The 433-nt window shown below is 33.0% G+C and carries 2 protein-coding genes; both read left to right on the forward strand.

Annotation, left to right across the window (positions count from 1 at the left end; genetic code table 11):
- On the forward strand, positions 1-110 hold a 110-nt coding region (locus CBI42_RS12725), incomplete at its 5' end, for a DNA cytosine methyltransferase (RefSeq protein ID WP_179211421.1).
- Positions 94-433 (forward strand): hypothetical protein (locus CBI42_RS11375; protein WP_094753987.1); only part of this gene is annotated, 340 nt, incomplete at its 3' end. The genes CBI42_RS12725 and CBI42_RS11375, both read left to right, overlap by 17 nt.

Genomic DNA, 433 nt, shown 5'->3' on the forward strand with positions numbered 1-433 from the left:
GTAATAGTCAGCTCTATAAACAAGCTGGTAATAGTGTAACCGTTCCTGTGATTGCTGCAATCGCAAAGAAATTAAAAGAAATAGAGGAAAAAGATGAAAGCTTTAAATAAAGAGTCAATACTAGATTGTGACGAATTAGAAACAGAATTACATGATGCAGAAATCAAACAGCTGGATGAACAAATATTTTTAATGCCCAATTATCCATGTGAGTTTGAAGTAACATTTTTAGATGATTACCATAAAAAACATAACTATCCACTATTTTATGAATCCTATCTTCAAAACGTTATGGAATTCCTCGAAAGTCAGGATATAAAGAACGGAGCTGATGCCTTTATAGATGATAATCAGAATCTTGTTTTTGTTTTATATGGACAAGGCTATCGAGCCGAGGGAAAAGAGGGAATACTTACAACCCAAGTAACTGTAA

The sequence above is a fragment of the Streptococcus sp. KR genome (genome assembly GCF_002238115.1).
Classification (GTDB): domain Bacteria; phylum Bacillota; class Bacilli; order Lactobacillales; family Streptococcaceae; genus Streptococcus.